Origin of the sequence: Nostoc sp. FACHB-888, from assembly GCF_014696655.1 — a bacterium.
In the GTDB taxonomy this organism is placed as follows: domain Bacteria; phylum Cyanobacteriota; class Cyanobacteriia; order Cyanobacteriales; family Nostocaceae; genus Nostoc.
Genome location: NZ_JACJQM010000015.1, coordinates 95,727 through 118,166 on the forward strand (window position 1 = coordinate 95,727; position 22,440 = coordinate 118,166).

Here is a 22,440-nt window from a genome sequence, read left to right on the forward strand (position 1 = left end):
CTACTTCTTCCTAATCTTGGGACTATTTGGGAAAGTAGGCAATAATCATGGCAACTTCAGGATGATTGCGAGCGATCGCTTCTGGTATCCGGCCTAAAAGTGAAGCTAGTTGAGTTTTCTGCTCAACAGACCCGTTTAAGACTACCAGATCGTTAGTTGTTAGTAAACGAGAAACTTGCTGCACAAAATTGCCTCGCACATTTTGAATAGGTGTATCTTCTGCCAATCCGGCATTACTCAAATCGATAGGTACTCCCCGTGTTGTTACAACCTGTAAAAGTTGTAGAGATGCTTTAAGTTCTGTTGCCAGACTTTTAGCTAATTGGATACTCTCTTTAAAAGAACTAGCATAAGTTTGTTGGCTGGTGAAAGCCAGAAAAACTCGTGTTGTATGCTCAATTGGCAATGGGAATCGAGTTAGCAAAACAGGCACTGCACTGCGATTTACAATCTTGTCAATGACACCGCCAAAGAGATTTTCTTGATAAGTCGAGTAACCTTTCCAGCCGCAGACAATCACACTGGCCTGCTTTTCTTCTGCTACACGAGCAATTCCCTTATCAATTGATTCATCAATTCGACCAATGGGAATAACATTGACGACCGCAGCATGGGCAATCATTTCTGCGGTTGAAAGCAATTGGTTTTGTCTGGCTTTGTCTTCTGGAGGAATAGGGGAATTTTGTTCAATTAAAATGTGCAGTGGCAATAAAGTACCGGTCGCTGATTTTGCTAAGAGTATTGCCAAATTGAGCAGGTTATCTTCAGTGCTGGGATTGGCAACTGGTACTAAAACGCGATCGCCCAGATTTGCTACCTGATGACTTTGAATACTTACCTCTCCTGGTTTGATTTTTTTCCCCCACCGATCTGTTACCCAAGGAGAAGCAATGCAGGTAACTAAAATCATAGCGATCGTTCCATTCACCGTTAACTGATCGACCAACTCGATTTTGTAAGCAACGGTGATTGCAGCCAAAGTAGAAGCTGCCTGAGCTACTGATAGCCCAAACATCAACATAATATTGTCAAAGTTGAATCCGAATAACTTGCCCGAACCCCATGCAGGAATGAACTTAGCAATAATGGCAACAGTTACCATGACAGCTGATACTAGGAGCGATCGCGGTTCTTGAATCAGAATCAGGGGATTAACCAACATTCCTACAGAAATCAAGAAAAAGGGTATAAACAACGTATTCCCAATAAATTGAATCCGATTCATCAGAGGACTAAGTTGCGGAATTAGTTGGGTAATAGCAACTCCAGCTAAAAAAGCGCCAATAATTGGCTCAATTTGGATTAATTGTGCCCCATAGGAAACTATAAACAGGCTAGCTAGGACAAAGGTAAACTCTGCCCCTTCATCATGTCCAAATCGCTGAAAGAACCAGCGACCGATACGAGGTAAACCCCACAGCGTCAGAAATGTGTAGATAATCAGTGAAGGAATCAAGAATAACCAAAACTGTAGGCTTAAACTGCCTTGATGCGCTCTCACTACCACCGCTAACACCAAAAGTGCCAAAACATTGGTGATTAATGTGCCTCCGAGTGTGGTAGTCAATGTCTGAGAGCGCATAATTCCCAATTTACTGACAATTGGTAGTGCTAGTAGCGTATGGGAGGCAAAACAAGAAGCGACTAGAATCGCAGGTAATACACCATAGCCGATGGCCATCATAGCTACAGTACCTAATGCCATCGGCACGCCAAAGGTAGATATTCCAAATATGGCTGCCTTATCAGCATTAGATTTCAGGTCATCTAAGCTAGTTTCCAGTCCTGCCATGAACATGAGAAACAGCAAACCGACCGTGCCCAAAAGCACAATCGTGTTATCTCGTGCCAATAATCCCAGTCCATTAGGGCCAACTATGACCCCCGCCAGAATTAATCCCACAATACCTGGTAGTCGGATTCTCTCAAATAGCAGGGGTGCAATTAGCATAATCCCCAAAATCATCAGGAAAACTGCTACGGGGTCTTTAATCGGTGTAGATAATATGGAAGCTAGCAAAAGATTAGTCATACTCTGCCCTAGAGTTGCGTTAACATCTAATTTCATCTGTTAGCTTTAGTAGGGCAAAGCCCAGCATAGGCGCTTTCAGATTTTTACTTAAAGATTTAATGGACTATTGTTTTATATAGCCATGTTGCATAATCAGCATAAACATCTCTAACTCAACAGTGGAAAATACTGGCGACTTAACTCTATACCGCTTCTCGGTTGTGTGCAATCCACTCTGTAGAGGAAATTAGCTAGTATGCTGTGTCAGAAGTTTGCCTACTTTTTTCACGTAAATAGACCACGCAGTAAGGGCATAGTAATGCTCATGCCTGTCAACTGGAGGTGAGAGCCATTCTAGACAAATAACAGTGCGATCGCTCTCTCAAAATCTTTTCAAGAAGCTTGCCAACGCAGGCTTTTTTTATGCAGTGTGAGGCTTACAGGCGCTCTGAAATAATAGCGACTAATGACTTTGGAAAAATCACGTACCCCACCAAAGTTATCTCCATTTCTTGTGCTGTGCGGATAAAGTCAGAAAAGCAAGCTACGCACAGTCTCTCGTAGAGAGGAACGAGCGTCTAGGGATTTAAACCCCAAGACTCTCACAAGCTTATGTCTTGGGGATGAGGTGTTAAACCCTTTGATTTACAATAACCTTTTTTAAATTTATTAAGAGAATAATAAAATTTACAGTTGTAAATATAGGTACAGTTCAAGTTTCCAAGTTCTTTGGATTGTGGACTGCTCAAGTTGGTACCTCACAGCTTGGTGGTGCTGCGGCTTGGAGTGGAGCCATAACTTGGTTAGGTGGTGGTACTAGACCGTAGCCTAAAAGAAGAGAGAAATAGAAGTGAGGTTTTTCAGATGCCGTGAAAAGTCAGGGATAAAGACGAGTAGGCAGAGCAAGGGAAGAATAGCAAAACTAATACAATGACTACTAATTTATTTCTATTTCTCAGTAAATAGGGTCATCCAAAACTATCCCTTATCTTTATTACTCTTTAATAAAAACAACATTTAAATATAAAAAACATTAATATAAATAGTTTAACTTTATAGCTTATTTTTCTTCAAATAAAGAACAAATGTTCTATCGAATTTTTTGGAAATATCCAAAGGATAAGCACAGTCTTTAAAAGGATTGGGCATAACACAATGTCTCTTATTTTTTAATAACCTAAAAAAAATAACAGCCTGCAAATGATAAAATAGCACCTTTTATCAATAAAGCTTGTTTACAATTTAGTACTGATAACTTTGTGGTTTCTACATAAAGCTATGGACATCAACGAACATAATATCAGTGATTTTCCTCTGAACAAAATTCAATAACTTACATTTTTGTCTGGGTGGAATCAAATTGAAAAAGTAGTAATCCTTCTGATGTTGGAATCTAGAAGTACATATCACAATGAGGCTATGAACACGAAAGATTAAAAAACGAAAAGAATTGCAAGATGAAAAGTATTTTAATTAAATCCGCGATCGCTTCTAGTGTTGTTTTATCTTTAGCTACTGTTACCCGCCCTGTAATGGCTGCATCTTTTACGGTATCAATAGAAAACCCAGGCGTACAAAATGCACAATTATCAAATCTTGTTAATGCTCATGTACAAAATTTTGATGCACAAACAAAAGGCTATAGTGCAACAGGCTTTCAATGGAATGAGGGAACAACAAATATTGGTAGCTATAAGAATACTCTGATCATGAATCCAGACCAATATGGTGCTGCTGGTGGAACAGGTAAGTATTTTGATGTAGACACAAATAGATCGGGTAATGGTCAAAAGGTTTCCACACTCAATTTGACATCTCCACAAAGCTACTTTGGACTTTGGTGGTCTGCGGGAGATAGTAGCAACGTACTCACATTTCTTTCACAAGGCAAGGTTGTAGAAACTATGACCACTGCTGAGGTGGTTAGTTATATCGCAAAACAACCAAATAAAGCCAGCTACTACGGTAATCCTAATTCGGCATTCAAAGGTCAGAACTCTTCAGAACCTTATGCGTTCATCAACTTTTACAGTGTTGGCGGAACTTTTGATCAGGTTCAATTCACCAATATTGGCGGAACTGGTTTTGAATCAGATAATCACACGATCGCCACTAGCTACAAGAGTATCACTGGTAATATCGTTACAGTAGCAGTTCCTGAATCTTCTTCTGTACTAGGAGTTTTTGTGATTGGTTTTGTGGGTGCTACTTCAGTTCTAACTCGTCGAGTCAAGAAAAAGTCAGTTTTGCAATTGTCATAAGTGTTGCGGCTTGCAAGAAGAACAATTTCTGGCTTACATTAAGAGTTTTCTAAACTTCTGATGTCACCTCAGTAAGATTTGTCTGATTTTCTCTATATCTTACTCCTAGGCTGCACTCGTGTAGTGTGCCGTAAGTAGGATTTCAAAAATTCTAATGATAAGTCAACATTAAATACAAGTTAGGGCGAGTTTTTAGATAAACTCGCCCTAATTGTTTTGCCATTTATTTTATGAGCAGCCACTCTACAACACTTAGACAATGCCCGGATTGCTTCAGCTTGGAGATATCGATATTAGTCAGCCTACAGGCTTAACTTGGGATAGAGCTGATATTCAAGCCCACATCTTAAGAATCGATATGATAGAAAAGTAGATAAAACTTAAAAAATATTTATCGAATGGTGCTTCAATCATCTGGCTTGTCCAAGGTCAAAGACTCGTTAACACAAAAAATCTTCTTGGGTAACGAACCCAATGCTGAGTTAATTGCAATTCTCACCGTTTATTTTGTCCAAGGAATTTTAGGGTTATCGCGTCTAGCCGTTAGCTTTTTCCTCAAAGATGAACTGCTGCTGAGTCCAGTCGAGGTGTCGGCGCTATTGGGAATCGTCTTCCTACCTTGGATGATCAAGCCAGTGTTTGGTTTTATCTCTGATGGCTTGCCTATATTTGGCTATCGTCGGCGTCCTTACTTGATTTTATCTGGGATATTAGGAACTGCTTCCTGGGTGAGTCTGGCCACAATAGTTCATAGTAGCTGGGCAGCTACGTTAGCGATCGCTCTTGGTTCTCTTAGTGTCGCCATGAGTGATGTGATAGTTGACTCGTTGGTTGTAGAACGAGTTAGAGGCGAATCGCAAGCGAAAGCCGGTTCATTACAATCTTTGTGCTGGGGTGCTTCTGCGATCGGAGGTTTAATAACAGCATACTTTAGCGGTCTGCTGCTTCAATACTTTACTACTCGTACTGTCTTTGGAATTACCGCCTTATTCCCTCTCATCGTCTCAGGGGTAGCTTGGTTAATTGCTGAGTCCCCTGTTAGCAAAGATACTCAAGATACTAACCACACCAACTCTTTATCAATCAAACATCAACTGGGGCAGCTACGCCAAGCCATTACCCAAAAAAGAATTTGGCTACCAACAGCGTTTATCTTCATCTGGCAAGCTACCCCAAATGCTGAATCAGCCTTTTTCTACTTCTCTACCAACGAACTTCACTTTGAACCAGAATTTTTAGGGCGGGTAAACTTGGTTACAAGTTTCGCTTCTTTAGCAGGTGTTTGGATTTTTCAACGTTTCCTCAAAAGCATCCCTTTTCGCGTAATTTTTGCTTGGAGTACTGTCCTTTCGTCACTTTTAGGGATGACAATGCTGTTGTTAGTGACTCACACAAACAGACTCTTAGGTATAGATGACCACTGGTTTAGTTTGGGTGATAGCCTAATTCTCTCGGTGATGGGAAAAATTGCCTTTATGCAAGTAATGGTTTTAGCAGCAAGGCTTTGTCCCTCTGGAGTGGAAGCAACGTTATTTGCCTTGTTGATGTCGATATTTAATTCAGCAGGAACGGTTTCTCAAGCATTGGGGGCATTAATTACCTATTGGTTGGGGATTACTGCAACTAACTTTGAGTCACTTTGGCTATTGGTGCTAATTACTAACCTCAGCACACTGCTACCCCTACCATTTATCAACTGGCTACCTGCTGCTGAAGAACAAGCTGAGACATCAAAGGATAAAGAACAAACGTTTTCGCCTGATTTCATGTCTGAGTTAGTGCTGAGAGAATCAGAGTCGAAAGTAGTTGATTAACAAAGAAATGATTTTGTATACAGATGCAAAGCTCCCAAGATATTGGAATCTAGCAAAAGTCGTGGTTTCTTCTGATAAACCATAAATCAACATTGTCTTATAAAGCTATGAACGATTAAAACTTTATAAGAACTAGGCTTTTTCAAAAAATCTAATTTCTGAACATCTTTACCATAGTTGAGAAGCAGATATCAAGTATATGCAAAATTCAAAAGTTCAAGAAACCCCAGTTGCAGAAAAATCCTACACTCGTGCAGACTGGCAAGGAGGATATCAATCTCTCACCCAAGAGTTTGATTATTGGATTGATGATATAGAAGGGCAAATTCCCACAGAATTACAAGGTACGCTGTTTAGAAATGGCCCCGGTTTGCTCGATGTAAATGGGCAACTTCTTCATCACCCGTTTGATGGAGATGGGATGATTAGTAAAATTACCTTTACGAACGGTCGTGCCCATTTTCGCAATCGCTTTGTCCGTACAACTGGCTATTTAGCAGAGCAAAAGGCGGGAAAAATTCTTTATCGCGGTACTTTTGGCACTCAAAAACCCGGCGGTTGGCTAGCTAATATTTTTGACTTCAAGCTCAAAAATATCGCTAATACAAATGTTATCTATTGGGGTGGTAAACTGCTAGCGCTGTGGGAAGCTTCTGAAGCATATCGCCTCGATCCCTACACTCTTGAAACCTTGGGGAATGAATATTTTAATGGTGCTTTGTCAGCAGGTGAAGCTTTCGCTGCACATCCCCGCGTTGAAAATAGTTTCGACCAAGATGGGGACGCACCTTGTCTGGTAAACTTCTCGATTAAGCCGGGATTATCTACCACCATTACTATTTTTGAGCTAAACTCAGCAGGTGAAATTGTCAAGAAACACGCTCATCAGGTTCCAGGTTTCTGTTTCATTCACGATTTTATTATTACTCCCAATTACTGCATCTTCTTTCAAAATCCTGTCAGCTTTAATCCCATACCTTTCGCCTTGGGAATACGTGCGGCGGGAGAATGTATAAAATTTCAACGAAATCAGCCAACTCAAATTATAATTATTCCCCGCACCCCCAAAGAAGGACAAGAAGAGATAAAATTTCTGGAAACTCACTCTGGTTTCGTCTTCCACCACGTTAATGCTTTTGAAGTAGGAGGCGAAGTTTTAATTGACTCCATTTGCTACGAATCTTTACCAGAAGTTGAACCCGAAAGCGATTTTCGGCAAGTTGATTTTGAGGCGCTTTCACCTGGGCAACTTTGGCGATTTTGTCTGAATCTAAAGGATGGGACAGTCCGGCGGGAATTGATTGATGACCGTTGTTGTGAATTTCCCAGCATACATCCGGCAAATGTAGCACACCCTTATCGATATCTATATATAGGTGCGGCTCATGCAGAGACTGGTAATGCTCCCTTACAAGCATTGTTGAAAATTGATTTAGAGTCTGGAGAAAGACAATTTTGGAGTGCTGCACCCCGTGGTTTTGTAGGTGAACCAATTTTTGTCCCACGCCCAGGTTCCGAAAAGGAAGATGATGGTTGGGTATTAGCTTTGGTTTATGATGCTGCTTATCACCGCTCAGATGTGATAATTCTGGATGCTAGTGATTTCTCTAAAGGAACAATCGCGCGGCTACATCTCAAACATCATATCCCCTATGGTCTGCATGGAAGCTTTACTTCTGAGGTTTTTGAGGAAGTTTGATCGCCTATTTGGATGAAGTAATTTTTTCTCCCCCTGCTCCCTGCCCCCTGCCTCTATAGCGATGGTATATTTTTTTATTAGGAAGTCCCTAACTTCCTAATCCCCACTCCCCATTTATGGATTTTCCTGACGATTAATATCCTGCAAGTCAAGATCATAATTCAATCTGAGAACGTTGACTCCCGGTTCGCCAAAAATCCATAAAAATCTGCCATCAGTATACTTATTAATTAAACGTAGGATCTCATCTTCTCTTACTCCCCGCGCACCAGCAACCCGCGTCAATTGCTGCCGTGCTGCTCTCAAGGAAATATGCGGGTCTAAACCAGAACCAGAAGTATAAATTATATCAGCGATCGGTTGAAGATTTTCGTCTCGCAATTGATTTCCCTGTTCTAGAATCCGGTTAAGTAGCTCTGGATTGCTTGCAGCGAGATTACTGGCTCCAGATATACCAGTTGGTTTGGCTCTTTTGCCTTGGCTATATCTAACAGTACTGGGACGAGGATGGAAATATCGCTCAGATGTAAAAACTTGACCAATCAAAGCCGAACCAATTGGTTCGCCTTTTAGATTCGCCATGATGCTGCCATTCGCTTGGTAGGGCAAAAAAACTTGACCCACTACAAGAATTATCAGAGGATAGATAATTGCAGTCAACAACCAAAGCATTAGAGTTATAAAAATTGCTCTGATAGTTTCTCGAATAATTGCCATAAAAATTTTCCAATTACTATTAAAATTTAATTTTTAATTTTAATTCTTTTACCCAAGTATAAGGACATTCAAAGATGCTGTCAGCAACAACATAAAAGCTGGGGCAATTACCACATTCAAGCACAGCAAGATCAAAATGGCGAGTGGTAGATATTGTTTACGCCATTGCGACCAAACAAAGTACATTGCCTCTTTTACATCTATCGGCAGAAACTTTTCCCAAACATCGACCTGTTTATTCATATTCTTCTTCCCTCTCTCAACAGGTAAAAGTAAAAATGTTTATTATTTTACTTTGGTTAGGATGCTTTTGTTTCGTAGCGTCTGTACTTTTGTTGTTCTTAAGACAACCCCACAATTGTAATCACTATATCTATCAACTTAATGGCGATAAACGGCGCAATGACCCCACCTAAGCCATAAATTAAGATATTACGTTGAAGTAGCTGATTAGCTGTCAGTGGTCTAAACCGCACCCCCTTCAATGCCAAAGGAATCAAGGCGGGAATAATCAAAGCATTATAAATCAGCGCTGATAGGACAGCAGAATTAGGGCTAGTCAAATTCATAATATTCAAGCTTTGCAAATTAGCAGCCACAAAGACCACTGGGATAATCGCGAAGTATTTAGCAATATCATTAGCGATGGAAAACATTGTCAATGCTCCGCGAGTAATCAACAATTGTTTGCCAATACTAATGATATCGATCAGCTTTGTGGGATCGGAGTCTAAATCGACCATGTTGGCAGCTTCTTTTGCAGCTTGCGTTCCTGTATTCATCGCAACGCCAACGTTAGCTTGGGCTAATGCCGGGGCATCGTTAGTCCCATCTCCTGTCATCGCAACCAGTTTACCTGCTGCTTGTTCTTTTTTAATGACACTGATTTTGTCTTCTGGTGTGGCTTCGGCGATGAAGTCATCAACTCCTGCTTGTCTGGCAATGACAGAAGCTGTAATCCGGTTGTCTCCAGTTAGCATGATGGTACGTACCCCCATCCGTCGCAGTTGTTCAAAGCGATCGCGGATACCAGGTTTAACTATATCTTTGAGATAAACAATCCCATAGATTTCGTTATCTAGGCTGACTGCCAGAGGTGTACCTCCCAGGCGAGAAACTCGTTCGTAGGCAGCATCCAATTCTGGTGTATCGCGTCCGTTGCGGAAACGGACAAATTCTTTAATAGCTTCTACTGCTCCCTTCCTAGCCTCGTACCCACCAGGCAAGTTAGTGCCACTTATCCGTGTTTTCGCGGAAAAATCAACTGCTTCTGCCTGACTATAGTCGAAATCAAACCGTTCTACTAACCTTTCTGCCAGTCGCAGAATGGATTTACCTTCTGGTGTATTGTCAAAGACACTAGCAGCCCAGGCAACATTAGCAATTTCCAATATTGAATGACCGTTGATGGGAATAAACTCTTCCGCTAAACGGTTGCCGATGGTAATTGTACCTGTTTTATCGAGAAATAAAGTGTTGACCTCACCACAAGCTTCGACTGCTCGCCCTGAAGTGGCAATGACATTAAGTTGGGCAACTCGATCCATACCAGCAATACCGATGTTACTCAATAAGCCGCCAATGGTCGTAGGAATTAATGCTACTAATAGGGCAATTAAAATTGGCACGCTAACTGGACTGTTGACATAGTAAGCAAGTGCAGGCAAAGTAACCACAACTAACAAAAATACTAAGCTAAGAACTGCCAGCAATACTGTCAGAGCAATTTCATTGGGTGTTTTACTGCGTGCCCCTTCTAACAAGGCAATCATCCGGTCAATGAAACCTTTACCTGGATCAGTAGTAATGCGGATAATTAGCTCATCTGAGATAATCCGCGTCCCACCAGTGACGGAACTGGAAACGTCGGAGCCTGGTTCTTTTAATACTGGTGCGGATTCCCTAGTAATTGCCGATTCATCGACTGAGGCAACACCCATGATTACCTCGCCATCGGCGGGAATGATATCGCCAGCAACAACGTAGATGTTATCGCCCTGTTTAAGGCTGGTGGATGAAACTTCACTAATTGTTCCATCGGGAGCAAGTTTTTTCGCGATCGCCTCTGATTTCGTTAATCGCAAGGCATCAGCTTGGGCTTTACCCCGCCCTTCTGCGACTGCTTCGGCAAAATTGGCAAACCAAACTGTAAAGAATAAAATTCCCGACAACAAGCCGTTAAAAACTTGCGGGTTCTTTTGCATGGCTGGGCCAAATAGGTTGGGATCAATCGTTAATAATAGGATGATGATTGTCCCCACCCAAACTACAAACATCACTGGGTTTTTGATTGCATACTTAGGGTTAAGCTTGACAAAAGCATCTCTGATTGCCCTTAAGTACAGCCACTTATTACTTGTCCTGGCCTTTTTACGTGCTTGGCGGCGATCGCCAGAACGAGGACTTGGCCGTCTAGCTTTGAAGTTAGTTGCCACTTGATTCATGAATAAAGTTAGGAGTTAGGAGTTAAAAGTTAATAGTTAGGAGTTAAGAGTTAAAAGTTAGGAGTTTCCAATAAAAATAGATCCAACCTTGTAGAATGCGTTATGCGATCGCTAACACAACGTTAGTTGCTACAACTTATAGCGAGTCAGACGCTCATTCGCGTTGTCGCAGACAAGACTCGCTAACGCTAACGAGCGTCGGAAACCTTCGTTTGGGTAACGTTCCTACGGTGCTATCGCTACGCTAACACCGAGCGCCTAGGCGCTGGATTCACCGCAACGCACTGGTTCCCCTACGAAACAAGATAATTTATTATTTATTTTTTGGTATTCTCTTAATTCCAGACTTATAACTCATAAATTTTCTAACTGCCAGATGCTAATTTCAAACCCTCAGCAATGGGGCCTAAAGCTAGAACGGGAAAGAAAGTCAAGACTCCCAAAACCAGTGTTACTCCAGCAGTAATACTAGTAAATATTAGAGAATCAGTTTTCAGGGTACCAGGGGTTTCTTGTACTTGTTGTTTGCGAGACATACCGTCAGCTAACAGCAGGAGGGCAATTATCGGAATGTAGCGTCCTCCGATTAAGCTAACTAAAGTACTCAAGTTCCACCACAAGGTGTTATCCCTCAACCCTTCTAAGCCGGAGCCATTATTTGCTGCTGCTGAGGCGTATTCATAAACTACTTGAGAAATACCGTGATAACCAGTGTTGCTAATTCCAGATAGAGAAATAGGATAAGCCAAGGCGATCGCACTGGGAATCAAAATTAAAATTGGGTGAATCAACAACACCACGCTGGCGAGGACAATTTCGCGCTTTTCAATTTTGCGTCCTAAAAACTCTGGGGTACGTCCTGCCATTAGTCCAGTTAGGAACACTGTGAGAATCAAGTAAATGAATAGGTAAGCTGTTCCAGTTCCTTGGCCGCCCCAGATAACCTGGATAAACAAGTTGAAGAGTGTCGAAAATATTCCTTGCGGCATCAAAGAATCGTGCGTCCCATTCACAGCACCAGACATAGTAGCGGTAGTCATAACTGCCCAAAATGCCGTTTGTACCCAGCCAAATCGAACTTCTTTACCCTCTAAATTAGGCTGTTCTAATCCAAAAGCGTTATTAACAAGGGGATTACCTTGCAGTTCTCCCACGGCTGTCACTCCCACCAGAATTACGAAAATCACAAACACCATCCAAAAAAGTAGCCAAGCTTGTTTGATATTGTTGGCAAATATACCGTAAGTGTAAATCAAGGCTGCTGGTATAGAAATCATGGCGATCATTTCTATCAAGTTAGAAGCGCCATTGGGATTTTCAAAGGGATGAGCTGAGTTTACGCCAAAAAAACCACCGCCATTTTGTCCCAAAAGTTTGATCATTTCAAAGGATGCCACTGGGCCTCTGGCAAGATATTGCGTCCCGCCTTCTAAGGTTCTCACATCCAGAGTGCTATATAATGTTTGTGGTACACCTGTTACAAGCAAAGCGATCGCTCCAATAATCGAAATCGGTAGCAATATTCGCGTAATTCCACGGACGAGATCGACGTAAAAGTTTCCCAACTTTCTACCCGTCAACCCGCGAATAAAGGCAATTCCCACAGATAAGCCAGTGGCGGCGGAGGTGAACATCAAAAAGCCTAAAGCCGCTACCTGGCTAAAATAACTTAAGGTTGTCTCACCAGCATAATGTTGCTGGTCGGTATTCGTTACAAATGAAATGGTTGTATGCAGTAATACATCCCAGTTGGGCGCACCGAAACTGTTAGGATTCCAAGGCAAGAGTCTCTGAAAATATATCAGTAAATACACTGTAATACCCATGAGCAAGTTGCTGTATAGTACAGCCCGGATATACTGCGAACCCGTCATATCATCTTTTCTACGGACACCCGCGAGTACGAACATACTTCGCTCTATCGGGTTCATTAAAAAATCAAGTAGTGTTTTTTCTCCCAAGAAGACACGGGCTATGTATTTACCCAGTAACGGAGTGATTGCTATGACAATACACAGCGTTAAGCCAATTTGCAAAAAACCTTGTCCCATATATTTCGCGCTCAATTAAATTTAAGTGCTAGCAAGCCAATTCTTAGAAATAATAGATTAACTGTTGGGGTATTTGATTTGATAAAAGGCAGGGAACAGGGAAAAAGGTAGAAACCGAAACCTTGCCCCTTGTGGCCGAAAGCATGCTGCTCCTTTTCTTAGAGACCATTTATAAAGTAAATCTTTAGACAACAAGACGACGCAACATAACACGAGTCATAACAGCGTATATCGCAGCTTCACTCATTTCTGGAAGACGTTCATAATCCTTACTAAGACGATGATATTGGTTAAACCATCCAAATGTTCTTTCCACTACCCAGCGTTTGGGTAAAATCTCAAATTCTTTTCCTGTACGCTGCATTACCTCAACATGAGCTTGAATCATCAACCACACCGCGAGGGCAAACTTATCACCGTTATAGCCGGAATCAACCCACATTACCTCGACTTTTTCCAAGACTTCAGGATGTTCTTCTAGCAGTTCCATCAAAGCATAGGCTCCAAGCACTCTTTCTGGAGCGTTTCCTTCACTTACAATAACTTTGAGCAATAGCCCAAGACTATCAACTATCGTTTGGCGTTTCCTCCCCTTAACTAATTTGCCACCATCAAAGCCGTACACATCCCCCTTTTTTCCGTCGTTTTGACCGACTGGCTATCTGCTGCGATCGCTGTAGGTTGAGTTGACTTGCCCATTTTTTGACGAACTTGATCGCGCAAAGTATGATTCATTTGCTCCCAAATACCTCGTTTTTGCCATTTGCGATAGTAACTGTAAACAGTTGCACTGGGAGGAAAGTCCCCTGGAAGCATATCCCATTGGCAACCCGTCTTCAGATGGTAGTAGATAGCATTGCATACTTCTCGCATATCCGTTGTTCGCGGATGCCCACCATGTTTAGCTGGTGGAATCAAAGGCGCTAAGATTGCCCATTCTGAGTCGCTAAGGTCTGTAGAATAAAGCTTTCGCTTCATTGCTTTCTATGTAGATATACTGCATAAACAGTATCCTATCGTTGCCTTTCTACTTGATAACTCTTCTTTAGATTTACTTTATAAATAGTCTCTAAGGGATTCCTGCGGTGGTAAACTACGCCACAGCAGACGGCATTGTTTGACCTTGCACTTATATGTTGGTGAAACAAGACGATCTAAACGCTGGAAAGGTGAGCATGGATGCAAGCAATATGATTGATAGTTACTATTCACTGCATCATCATTATGGACTCCAACGAGAAGTTAGCATCGCTTCTTGGTGGGATGCACCCACAGACCGACGCGCACGGCAAGAATTGGAGTTGAACCTTATTTTGAAGTGGCGTAGTCCATTTAATAAGGAGAACTGGGAGCGCTGGGGGCAGCCTTTTGGGTAGGGTGGCTTACTTATGCTTTATGGCGCTACTTTTTCTTTAAACTGTAACAAGCAGAAAACGCAGGCACAATGGTAGCTGGAATAGTCATTGGCTCATTGGTTTTCGGATTACGCCCTTCGCAATATCTAATAATTAGTTATGAAAGCCATTAACGCAATCCTATTATTTCTGCGACTTCGCGCCAGATTTCCCGCTAATAAGCCACTCATCACTCCAATAGCCTATACATCAGCAGGGCTTTCGGTAATAAAAGAGAGAATCGATTGGGAAGGTGATGGACTACCCTTTGCCCAAGAGAGCGATGCACTTCTACAATTAAAGAAATAATTGCAAATCAAAACTCTTTTATTTGTCGTGGGTCTTCATCCGGTGGATGCCAACCACCTTTAATCCAAAGACGACGAGCTTTGACAATAGAGCCTTCATTATGACGTTCATCATTGAGGTCTAAACGATTACTTGTAGCTCGTCCTACAGAACTAATTCCAATAATTTTTAGACCATCTGCTGACCAAATAAAGTGGTCTGACCACTTTTCCTGACGTGGATTAAACAGAGGTAGCATCTGGCCTGTATCTGGATCAATTCCAGTGGTGAAATTGTAGCGGTATCCATTACAACGCTGACAGGCCAACGCTAGGTTATCAGGGTCATCCGAACCCTTAAGAGACTGGGGTACAATATGGTCAATAGAAAATAGAGCAGCACTTGCTTCTTCTGAAGAATGACAGTATTCACAAAGAAATTTTGCTCTTTGTCTGACTAATTTTTTGGTTGCATCATTAACTGTCATGATTCAGAAATGATTTTGGCATTAAGCAAGGTAAAAATTCTATCCAGTTCCAATATGCCTGCCAATTCAGCATCTTCTTCTGTTGTTAGCAATCCAGCTTTCTTTTTCTCAGACAATTCTTCGAGTCGAGACTGTAATTCTTCAGTAAACTTAAACAAATGTATGTCTCTTACTTTACTGAGTTCGATTCCAGAATCTACCCAGAATGAGGGTTGAACCATCATTTGAGTAATCATAAGCTGTATGTCTCGTTTAATTTAGCCAACTGGTGGTATTTTAACAGTGAATCTTCCTTAACTGCTTTAGTTTGAATGTCAGTTGATAAAAGGTAGTAATATCGGAAAAAACCAAATTCAGATGAGTAATCAGATTCTTGAGAAGATATTATAAGCTGTTCCACAGAAACTATCCATTGTGAGAAAATGTTCACTTGACTTCAAATAGGCACGGCTTCAAGGAGTAACAGCGATGGAAACGCGATTTTTAGGAAAGTCCGGTCTTAAGATTTCGGTTCTCAGTTTCGGTACAATGACATTCGGTGGTAGCGACTTTTTCCAAGAAATTGGGGCGACTCAGGTAGACGAGGCGCAGCATCTGATTGATATTTGCCTTGATGCAGGTGTCAACATCTTTGACACAGCAGATGTTTACTCGAATGGACTTTCTGAGGAGATTCTTGGTAAAGCTCTCGGAAAGCGTCGTTCTGATGTAATTATTGCAACTAAGGCTTATGGTCGTATGGGAAAAGGAGCAAATGATACTGGATTGTCACGTTATCATCTGATTCGAGCCTGTGAGGACAGCCTACGTCGATTAAACACAGATTACATCGATCTCTATCAAGTTCATGGTTTCGATGCTCTAACTCCACTAGAAGAAACACTTCGCGCCTTAGATTCACTTGTACGTAGTGGCAAAGTTCGCTACATTGGCTGCTCTAATTATTCAGCTTGGCATTTAATGAAGGCGCTGTCTGTATCAGAGCGTTTGAACTTGGAGCGCTATGTGTCACAACAGGTTTATTACTCACTTGTGGCGCGAGAGTTGGAATTTGAACTAATTCCTCTAGGTTTAGATCAAGGTGTGGGTATCTTAGTGTGGAGTCCGCTTGCTTTTGGTTTCCTCTCAGGTAAGTATCGTCGTGGTCAGCCCCCTCCGGTTGGGACGCGACGAGCAAAAATCGATGATATTGGCACTGTCAGTGACGTGGAAAAGGGATACGACATTGTGGAAGTTCTGCATGAAGTGGCTAATAATCGTGGTGTCAGTGTTGCTCAAGTTGCGCTCAACTGGCTGTTACGTCAGTCTGGTATTACATCCGTTATTATCGGAGCGCGGAATGAACAACAACTTCGAGACAACCTTGGCGCTGCTCAGTGGGAGCTAACACCAGAGGAAGTAAACCGACTCAATCAGGTTAGCGCGATCGCGCCAATCTATCCTTACTGGCATCAGCGTAAGTTCGGGGCTGAACGCATTCCACAATAAAAATATCCCAGTTGCGATCGCATGAAGGCAGTGAGCTTGATGCGATCACTTTCTGTAACATCTGCGATTCAACACTCACATTTCCCGTAACATTGCCATATCCTGTCTTGAGAACAGCGAACACTACAGCTTTGCAGTGATTGGATTGCTAGTGATAAAGCAATTAATCTATGGCGCTACTTTTTCTTTAAACTGTAACAAGCAGAGAATGCAGGCACAATGGTAGCTGGAATTGTCATTGGCTCACTGGTTTTCGGATTACGCCCTTCGCGTTCTGAGCGATGCCTACGGCGGCAAGCTACGCGTCGCTCGAATGACCCAAACCCTATGAGCGTTACCTTTTCACCATTAGCTACAGCCTCGCGCCAGCGCAAAGTGTCCAAGGTGATTGGTAGCAAACTGCATCTCCCAGCCTTGGGATGTATACTGTTCGGGCAATGCCATCACACCAGCATTATTGACGAGTATGTTCAGCAAACCATTCCATCTGGTAATGAACGCGGCGATCGATGCTCGGTCGGCCAGTTCAAGTGAGGCGACATGAATATTTTGGTTCCCCGTGGTCGTAGTAATGTCAGCCGCAGTCTGTGTTCCAGCATCGGTGTTCCGCACAGCCAATGGTATACTCTTCGTCTCACAGTAGAATTAAACTCATTCACTCTTACGACTATCGCCCAGCACCCTCAGCAGGGGAGCGTTCGTATCGCTCAAATGACCCAATGAGCGCTACCTTATCAGTAGTTTTTTCTCTTATAGCAGCTTTGTAGTGAGAGGATATCAAGCTGGTCTCAATTAGACGCTGTTGCGATCGCCCAATGTGTGCGGAGTAAATTCATCCAATTTCTGTTCTAACTCTTCAATTCGAGCCACAAGGGGAGCCATCATAGCTTCAACTTCGGTAGCAGAATAGCGGATAGGAATGTGTTGAGAACAATTCTCACTCAAAGCTTCGACATGAAATAGAATAGCTCGCTCAACTTTTGCTGGATAGCCAGGGATGCGAAGTCGCTCAATTAAAGCACTATCCCCTTCAACATATTCTGCCTTCCCCCAAACTTTGATACGTCTGCGTTGGCGGTAATCCATCAGGAACAGAAATGCTTTTGCTTCCCCTTCAAGGTTGCCTACGGTAATGTACTGCACATTCCCAGAAAAATCGGCGAACCCCAGGGTTTTCTCATTCAAGACTTTCAGGAAACCGGGCGCTCCTCCACGAAACTGGATATAGGGATAGCCATTGGAACTGACTGTTCCCAAATAAAACCCATCCAAATGAGCAATAAATTCGGCAATTTCTAGTGTAATTGAATCATTGGCAGGACCATTCGCAATATAGCGTTCATAGGTTTGCCGTGATCCCCGTTGTGACTGGGCGGCTTCAACTTCAGGAGTAAAAGCAATTTCTCCAAATTTGCGTGGCATAGTGCGCTCCTAAACTCCAGCAGGTTCTTCAATACCAATCATTCCAATAAAACCGGGGAGATGCTTGAGCCGTTCAATCCACGCTTGAACATGAGCATAGGGTTCGAGAGAAATCTTACCATCGTTCGCAAGGGCGATGTATGGAAAAACAGCAACATCGGCAATCGTAGGATGTCCCAACTCTAGCCATTCACCTTCTGCTAAATGATTATTAAGTTGTGTGAGTATAAACTCTGATTTTTGATTTACTCGTTCTAGATTGATGTCAGTAGCTTTGAACAGGTGATATAAACGTGCCGATTCAGGGCCAAGCCGAACTTCTCCCGCAGTTGTAGATAACCAGCGAATTACACGACTCATCGGCTCTGGCTCCAGAGGCAACCACCCTTCCGTGCCATACTGTCGAGCTAAATAAACTAGAATTGCTTGAGCATCTGCCAATATAGTATTTCCATCAACCAAAACTGGCACTTGACCAAAAGAATTTAGTGCTAAAAATTCTGGCTGTTTGTGCGCTCCTCTAGGCAAATCGACTTTTACCCATTCGTAATCTAAGCCTAATAGCGACAACATTAGTTTTACTTTATAGCTGTTGCCAGAGAGTTCGTGACCGTAAAGCTGAATCATAGATTAATCCTTCATATGAGGTAAGAACGAACAAGCCTAATCACAGAAATTGAGTGGCACTTCCTGTTTCTTTTTTGTACCGTTCGTTCGGTATATGCTCACTGTACCGAACGAACGGTATAATGTCAATATCTACTTTTCTCAACTCTTACAATGCCTAAAGAAACATATATTCCATATCTCATACGGCTGTTTCGCCAATTCGGTTATGATGGGGCAACTCTATCTAAAATTTCTGAAGCTACTAGGCTTGGGAAAGCCAGCCTTTATCATCACTTTCCTGGCGGTAAGGATGAAATGGTTGAGACAGTGCTAGATTTTCTCCAAGAGTGGTTAGCCCAAAACATTTTGACAGCACTTACCTCCCAAGGTGATGCGCTAACACGATTACAGAGGATGTGCGAGCGCCTGAGCGAACTTTATGAAGGAGGACATCAACCCTGTATGTCTGCCATTTTATTAATGGGTTCAGCCCGTGATATCTTTCACACTAGAGTTAATGCTTTATTCTGTGTTTGGATTAATGCGATTGCCAATGTTTTAATCGAAGGTGGTATGGATGAAGAACTCGCCAAATATCGAGGGGAAGATGCAGTGATTGCTATTCAAGGTTCCCTAATTTTGTCACAAGGGTTGAATGATCCATCTCCTTTTATGCGTGTTATTAAACAACTACCTAGACAACTTTGTACTCCAAAGCCAGAGTTACAAAAAGACGATTAATACTGACACGTTGGATGCTAGGCATATTGGCAGCAACGTCTACAATATTCACCTTGGGCAGCAGACAGCAGCATCGAATAATTCAATTCCATCGCTTTCACTAAACAGAGCGATGTCTACTTTAAGGGGCTGCGCCTACGCACCCTTACTCTATCCCCAGGTTTCCCTCAAGCAGCATACGAAAGTTAACAATGCACACCTACTGCTGTGGTGACTTTGAATTAAGGGGTACAGCCAGTTGAGTTTCAGGAGAGCATCTACTGTAGTCGGACGGTTAATCTACAGTCTGCGCTTTTTTCATGCGATTTCTACGGCTTTACCCAAGGTTTTCTAACATAGCGACCAGCAATCGAATAGGCTTCTATAATCAATCACCTTTTAAGAGGAACTTGTGTGAAGCTGTAAGAGAGTGAAGAATTAAACTTTCTTCTACTAATCAGTTCTAACTTACATAATTGTAAATATGCCTTCAATTTCCTACAACCGCACCGATAGCCAGCAACCACAAAGCATTACCATTGAAGGTTATGTTGTTCGCCCCGGATTACACATTCTCACTTACCAGCAACTCAAGTTGCTACGGGAGCAAACACAGCATCATTCTCAGCTTGAACATTTAATTAGCCAAGGTGTGATTAAGTTGACTGGTTAATGGTTGGTCGCCAGCACAAAAATCCTAACTCGCTACATCTAATTCCACTATTGCTGGCTGTTGTTCCTTCTTGACAGCACCTAGTGACTCAATAAAAGCGTCGATTGCCTTGGCTGCTGACTGCTTACCTGTTTTAAATTGGGAAAGGATATTTTCGCGTATTGCTGAATAATCTGGTATGACTTGCTGCTCAACAGAGATAGTCTCTTGCTTTGGTAGGGCAACTCCACCATTACGCTCATCTATTAAACCCTTTATCTGAGCGATCGCTTCGGCTAATTCCTGCCTAATCACCTGTTTTATCTCTTCCCCATCAGGTGTAGACGCAGCTAAAGCATTTACTTCCTGTTTAACTATTTGCTTAATTTCATCACCATTAGATAATGCCAGCCCAGCTTTTGTCTGACCCAAGATTCCCTGGAGCAATCTTGTTGCTGTATGATTTAATGACTCATTCTCGGAAATCTGCATTGCCGATAAAGCTTTGATTTCTGCATCAGTTAACCCAATGGAAATTGTTACCTTAGCCATACTTTTAACACCTGTAAATACTAAACTCTACATCGCTATTTTGGGGTTACATTGTTTGCATACAGTGCTTTTATCGCCTGATCACAAATGCTGTATAAACAACTTATCAATGACCCAATTATTAAACTTTGCCCTGTGAGCAACTTTTACCCTCGATTCTTTAATCTAGCTTCAAATCAATCAAGTTGCCATTACTTCAATTCTAACCCGCGCTTCACCTGCTTTTATATGAACAGCAGAGCTACAACTGGCAAACTCCGACATTTAAGAAGCTGTATGAAGTTATACGCTAAAAAGCTTATAATAGCTATATTACGAAACTTCTGGATTAGCATAGTAGAATATGACATTGAAAAACACTTTTGGTGAATATAGTTTCGTCACTAAACTAGACGTTACTAATCTTGAAGCTAGTGCCGAGTGGTACAAGTCTAAGCTTGGGTTAGTTCCTCAAGAAAAATATGACACACCTAACTGGAGACAGTTTAGTTTTCCTGATATTCCACGCTTTGCAATCGGATTGAATTTGAGTAACTCAGTTGAACCAGGTAATACCGTTAATACCTTTGTTGTCAACGATATAGTTACTGCTCGTCAAAGCTTGACTGAAAAAGGAGTCTCAGTTGGGCCAATTACAGATGTCGGTCACGGAGTTAAATTATCTACCTTCAAGGATATTGACGGAAATTTGTTAGGGCTTCGGCAAAATCCGCAGTCTTAACCTGGATTTGCAGCTAAATCGGGGAATTAGCCAGCGATAGAATTGCTATATCACTGATGTAACTGTTGTTAAAGCTTGTTTTTATGCAGTTTCTATCAATAAATTTTTCCCAAATTGGTTACATATTTTTCTTCGAGTTTTTTTTCAAATGTTTTGATTCTCTGGGAATTTTTGAGTATCTATAACCAATTGATTTAGCTCTTCTTGCATTTGGTTATGAACTAATTCATAACAATCATTCACATAATTACGATCCTTAGCTGCATCTTGACCATATCTTTCAAAAGTAATTGGACGACATACACGAGTATGAATCTGCACAGGTAGAGGAATATTAGGTAGAGGTCCAATAGACAAGCCCCAAGGTAAACCTAAATAAATTGGGAAAATTCCTGGGTCTATTTGATAAAGCCACGGCAATCCTAACTCATGTAGTTGTTTGACTAAATCATAGCAATCACATAAAACAATCAACGTATCATGAGCGCCTACAGAAATCACTGGAATAATTGGAACTTCTTGTTTTAAAGCCAGCTTGACAAAGACCTTATTACCAGCAAAATTAATTTTATAGCGTTGGCTGTGAGTCCGAAACATATCATATTGTCCTCCCGGATACACCAGAACGCTAGCCCCCATCTCAAAAGCTGCACTAGCCATCTTTGGATGTGCAACAATGGCTCCAACTTTCTGAGCTAATCGGGCTATCTCTGGACTCACTTTACAAGCATAAGGGTGCATTAGACCATACACCAAACGCTCTGTTCCAAATCTAGAAAACCAATCATACATCATCATTACTAAATCTGGAGAAGCCATTCCGCCATTATGGGAACCAACCAGTAGTACTTTTCCTTCTGTTGGTATGTGATGCCATCCATCAGTTTTTACTTGAAAATAGTAACGGTAAAACCATGACCATATAGGCATCAGTAATTCAATCAAATTAACATCTCGCTCTGTTAAAGACCATTGAATTTTATCGGCTTGCTTTTTTGTGACGTTGGGCTTCGCTGCTACAGCATCCACTAGTTCGCCTTTGTTCATAAGTCACCTTGCAAATAAAGGAAATCTAGCATCACTACCTTTTATTAAGAAAGGGAAAAAGGA

The 22,440-nt window shown here is 41.9% G+C and carries 23 protein-coding genes and 2 pseudogenes; 10 read left to right on the plus strand and 15 right to left on the minus strand.

What is annotated here, in order from left to right; translation table 11 throughout:
* Positions 1 to 22: 22 nt before the first annotated feature.
* Entirely contained in the window at positions 23 to 2,068 is a 2,046-nt protein-coding gene (locus H6G26_RS12190; protein WP_242053687.1) for a cation:proton antiporter, read from the minus strand.
* Positions 2,069 to 3,468: 1,400 nt separating this feature from the next.
* Between H6G26_RS12190 and H6G26_RS12195 the strand changes: the two genes are divergently transcribed.
* The 3 genes from H6G26_RS12195 (at position 3,469) to H6G26_RS12205 (ending at position 7,785) form a co-directional block, all read left to right on the plus strand.
* The gene (locus H6G26_RS12195; RefSeq protein WP_190729507.1) at positions 3,469 to 4,272 is read left to right on the plus strand and encodes a hypothetical protein; all 804 of its coding nucleotides are present in this window, start codon (positions 3,469 to 3,471) and stop codon (positions 4,270 to 4,272) included.
* Positions 4,273 to 4,670: 398 nt separating this feature from the next.
* A complete protein-coding gene (locus H6G26_RS12200) occupies positions 4,671 to 6,086 on the plus strand; it encodes a folate/biopterin family MFS transporter (RefSeq protein WP_190729508.1) in 1,416 nt (471 codons plus the stop codon).
* Between the two features lie 199 nt (positions 6,087 to 6,285).
* Positions 6,286 to 7,785, plus strand: a complete 1,500-nt coding sequence (locus H6G26_RS12205; RefSeq protein ID WP_190729509.1) for a carotenoid oxygenase family protein — start codon at positions 6,286 to 6,288, stop codon at positions 7,783 to 7,785.
* 114 nt (positions 7,786 to 7,899) lie between these two features.
* Here H6G26_RS12205 and kdpC read toward each other — a convergent pair whose 3' ends face one another.
* The 5 genes from kdpC to H6G26_RS12230 all read right to left on the minus strand — a co-directional run bounded on the left by kdpC (position 7,900) and on the right by H6G26_RS12230 (position 13,975).
* Complete coding sequence (kdpC, locus tag H6G26_RS12210; RefSeq protein ID WP_190729510.1) at positions 7,900 to 8,502, minus strand: K(+)-transporting ATPase subunit C; 603 nt, start codon at positions 8,500 to 8,502, stop codon at positions 7,900 to 7,902.
* Positions 8,503 to 8,550: 48 nt separating this feature from the next.
* Entirely contained in the window at positions 8,551 to 8,745 is a 195-nt protein-coding gene (locus tag H6G26_RS12215; RefSeq protein ID WP_190729511.1) for a hypothetical protein, read from the minus strand.
* A 98-nt stretch (positions 8,746 to 8,843) separates the two neighbouring features.
* Positions 8,844 to 10,946, minus strand: coding sequence for a potassium-transporting ATPase subunit KdpB (gene kdpB, locus H6G26_RS12220; protein WP_190729512.1), 2,103 nt, complete (start codon positions 10,944 to 10,946; stop codon positions 8,844 to 8,846).
* A gap of 365 nt (positions 10,947 to 11,311) precedes the next feature.
* Complete coding sequence (gene kdpA / locus H6G26_RS12225) at positions 11,312 to 12,997, minus strand: potassium-transporting ATPase subunit KdpA (protein WP_190729513.1); 1,686 nt, start codon at positions 12,995 to 12,997, stop codon at positions 11,312 to 11,314.
* Positions 12,998 to 13,181: 184 nt separating this feature from the next.
* Positions 13,182 to 13,975 (minus strand): IS5 family transposase gene (locus H6G26_RS12230; RefSeq protein ID WP_190729514.1). Its coding sequence is split into 2 segments (ribosomal slippage): positions 13,182 to 13,642 and positions 13,642 to 13,975, totalling 795 coding nucleotides; the frame shifts between segments, so codons are not numbered across the junction.
* 197 nt (positions 13,976 to 14,172) lie between these two features.
* On the opposite strand from H6G26_RS12230, the gene H6G26_RS12235 reads away from it, so the two are divergent.
* The gene (locus H6G26_RS12235; RefSeq protein ID WP_190729515.1) at positions 14,173 to 14,373 is read left to right on the plus strand and encodes a hypothetical protein; all 201 of its coding nucleotides are present in this window, start codon (positions 14,173 to 14,175) and stop codon (positions 14,371 to 14,373) included.
* A gap of 17 nt (positions 14,374 to 14,390) precedes the next feature.
* Here H6G26_RS12235 and H6G26_RS12240 read toward each other — a convergent pair.
* Positions 14,391 to 14,491, minus strand: a pseudogene (locus H6G26_RS12240) (HU family DNA-binding protein); the annotation flags it as partial.
* A gap of 20 nt (positions 14,492 to 14,511) precedes the next feature.
* On the opposite strand from H6G26_RS12240, the gene H6G26_RS12245 reads away from it, so the two are divergent.
* Positions 14,512 to 14,700 carry a hypothetical protein gene (locus tag H6G26_RS12245; RefSeq protein ID WP_190729516.1) on the plus strand — a complete coding sequence of 63 codons (189 nt, stop codon included), beginning with the start codon at positions 14,512 to 14,514 and terminating at the stop codon, positions 14,698 to 14,700.
* Between the two features lie 7 nt (positions 14,701 to 14,707).
* On the opposite strand, the gene H6G26_RS12250 is transcribed toward H6G26_RS12245, so the two are convergent.
* Positions 14,708 to 15,166 (minus strand): HNH endonuclease, encoded by a 459-nt coding sequence (locus H6G26_RS12250; RefSeq protein WP_190729517.1) that lies wholly within the window; start codon positions 15,164 to 15,166, stop codon positions 14,708 to 14,710.
* Positions 15,163 to 15,402: a hypothetical protein gene (locus H6G26_RS12255; protein WP_190729518.1), complete on the minus strand. Its 240-nt coding sequence runs from the start codon at positions 15,400 to 15,402 to the stop codon at positions 15,163 to 15,165. Before H6G26_RS12255 ends, H6G26_RS12250 begins: the two co-directional genes overlap by 4 nt.
* A gap of 232 nt (positions 15,403 to 15,634) precedes the next feature.
* On the opposite strand from H6G26_RS12255, the gene H6G26_RS12260 reads away from it, so the two are divergent.
* Positions 15,635 to 16,654: an aldo/keto reductase gene (locus H6G26_RS12260; RefSeq protein WP_190729519.1), complete on the plus strand. Its 1,020-nt coding sequence runs from the start codon at positions 15,635 to 15,637 to the stop codon at positions 16,652 to 16,654.
* Between the two features lie 168 nt (positions 16,655 to 16,822).
* Here the strand turns inward: H6G26_RS12260 and H6G26_RS12265 are convergent.
* Together H6G26_RS12265 and H6G26_RS12270 are read right to left on the minus strand one after the other, a co-directional pair.
* Positions 16,823 to 17,079: pseudogene (locus H6G26_RS12265) on the minus strand (HU family DNA-binding protein).
* Entirely contained in the window at positions 17,003 to 17,266 is a 264-nt protein-coding gene (locus H6G26_RS12270; protein ID WP_229563140.1) for an SDR family NAD(P)-dependent oxidoreductase, read from the minus strand. The pseudogene H6G26_RS12265 and the gene H6G26_RS12270 overlap by 77 nt, the downstream one beginning before the upstream one ends.
* Here H6G26_RS12270 and H6G26_RS12275 point away from each other — a divergent pair.
* Positions 17,195 to 17,377, plus strand: a complete 183-nt coding sequence (locus H6G26_RS12275) for a hypothetical protein (RefSeq protein ID WP_190729520.1) — start codon at positions 17,195 to 17,197, stop codon at positions 17,375 to 17,377. The genes H6G26_RS12270 and H6G26_RS12275 overlap by 72 nt on opposite strands.
* 69 nt (positions 17,378 to 17,446) lie before the next feature.
* Here H6G26_RS12275 and H6G26_RS12280 read toward each other — a convergent pair whose 3' ends face one another.
* Positions 17,447 to 18,076 (minus strand): pyridoxamine 5'-phosphate oxidase family protein, encoded by a 630-nt coding sequence (locus H6G26_RS12280; protein WP_190729521.1) that lies wholly within the window; start codon positions 18,074 to 18,076, stop codon positions 17,447 to 17,449.
* A gap of 9 nt (positions 18,077 to 18,085) precedes the next feature.
* Complete coding sequence (locus H6G26_RS12285) at positions 18,086 to 18,703, minus strand: glutathione S-transferase (RefSeq protein ID WP_190729522.1); 618 nt, start codon at positions 18,701 to 18,703, stop codon at positions 18,086 to 18,088.
* 153 nt (positions 18,704 to 18,856) lie between these two features.
* Between H6G26_RS12285 and H6G26_RS12290 the strand changes: the two genes are divergently transcribed.
* Entirely contained in the window at positions 18,857 to 19,426 is a 570-nt protein-coding gene (locus tag H6G26_RS12290; RefSeq protein WP_190729523.1) for a TetR/AcrR family transcriptional regulator, read from the plus strand.
* A gap of 463 nt (positions 19,427 to 19,889) precedes the next feature.
* Positions 19,890 to 20,078 carry a hypothetical protein gene (locus H6G26_RS12295; protein ID WP_190729524.1) on the plus strand — a complete coding sequence of 63 codons (189 nt, stop codon included), beginning with the start codon at positions 19,890 to 19,892 and terminating at the stop codon, positions 20,076 to 20,078.
* A 24-nt stretch (positions 20,079 to 20,102) separates the two neighbouring features.
* On the opposite strand, the gene H6G26_RS12300 is transcribed toward H6G26_RS12295, so the two are convergent.
* Entirely contained in the window at positions 20,103 to 20,609 is a 507-nt protein-coding gene (locus H6G26_RS12300; RefSeq protein WP_190729525.1) for a hypothetical protein, read from the minus strand.
* Positions 20,610 to 20,952: 343 nt separating this feature from the next.
* Between H6G26_RS12300 and H6G26_RS12305 the strand changes: the two genes are divergently transcribed.
* Positions 20,953 to 21,330 (plus strand): VOC family protein, encoded by a 378-nt coding sequence (locus tag H6G26_RS12305; protein ID WP_190729526.1) that lies wholly within the window; start codon positions 20,953 to 20,955, stop codon positions 21,328 to 21,330.
* A 144-nt stretch (positions 21,331 to 21,474) separates the two neighbouring features.
* On the opposite strand, the gene H6G26_RS12310 is transcribed toward H6G26_RS12305, so the two are convergent.
* The gene (locus H6G26_RS12310) at positions 21,475 to 22,377 is read right to left on the minus strand and encodes a 1-acyl-sn-glycerol-3-phosphate acyltransferase (RefSeq protein ID WP_199326816.1); all 903 of its coding nucleotides are present in this window, start codon (positions 22,375 to 22,377) and stop codon (positions 21,475 to 21,477) included.
* Positions 22,378 to 22,440 lie beyond the last annotated feature (63 nt).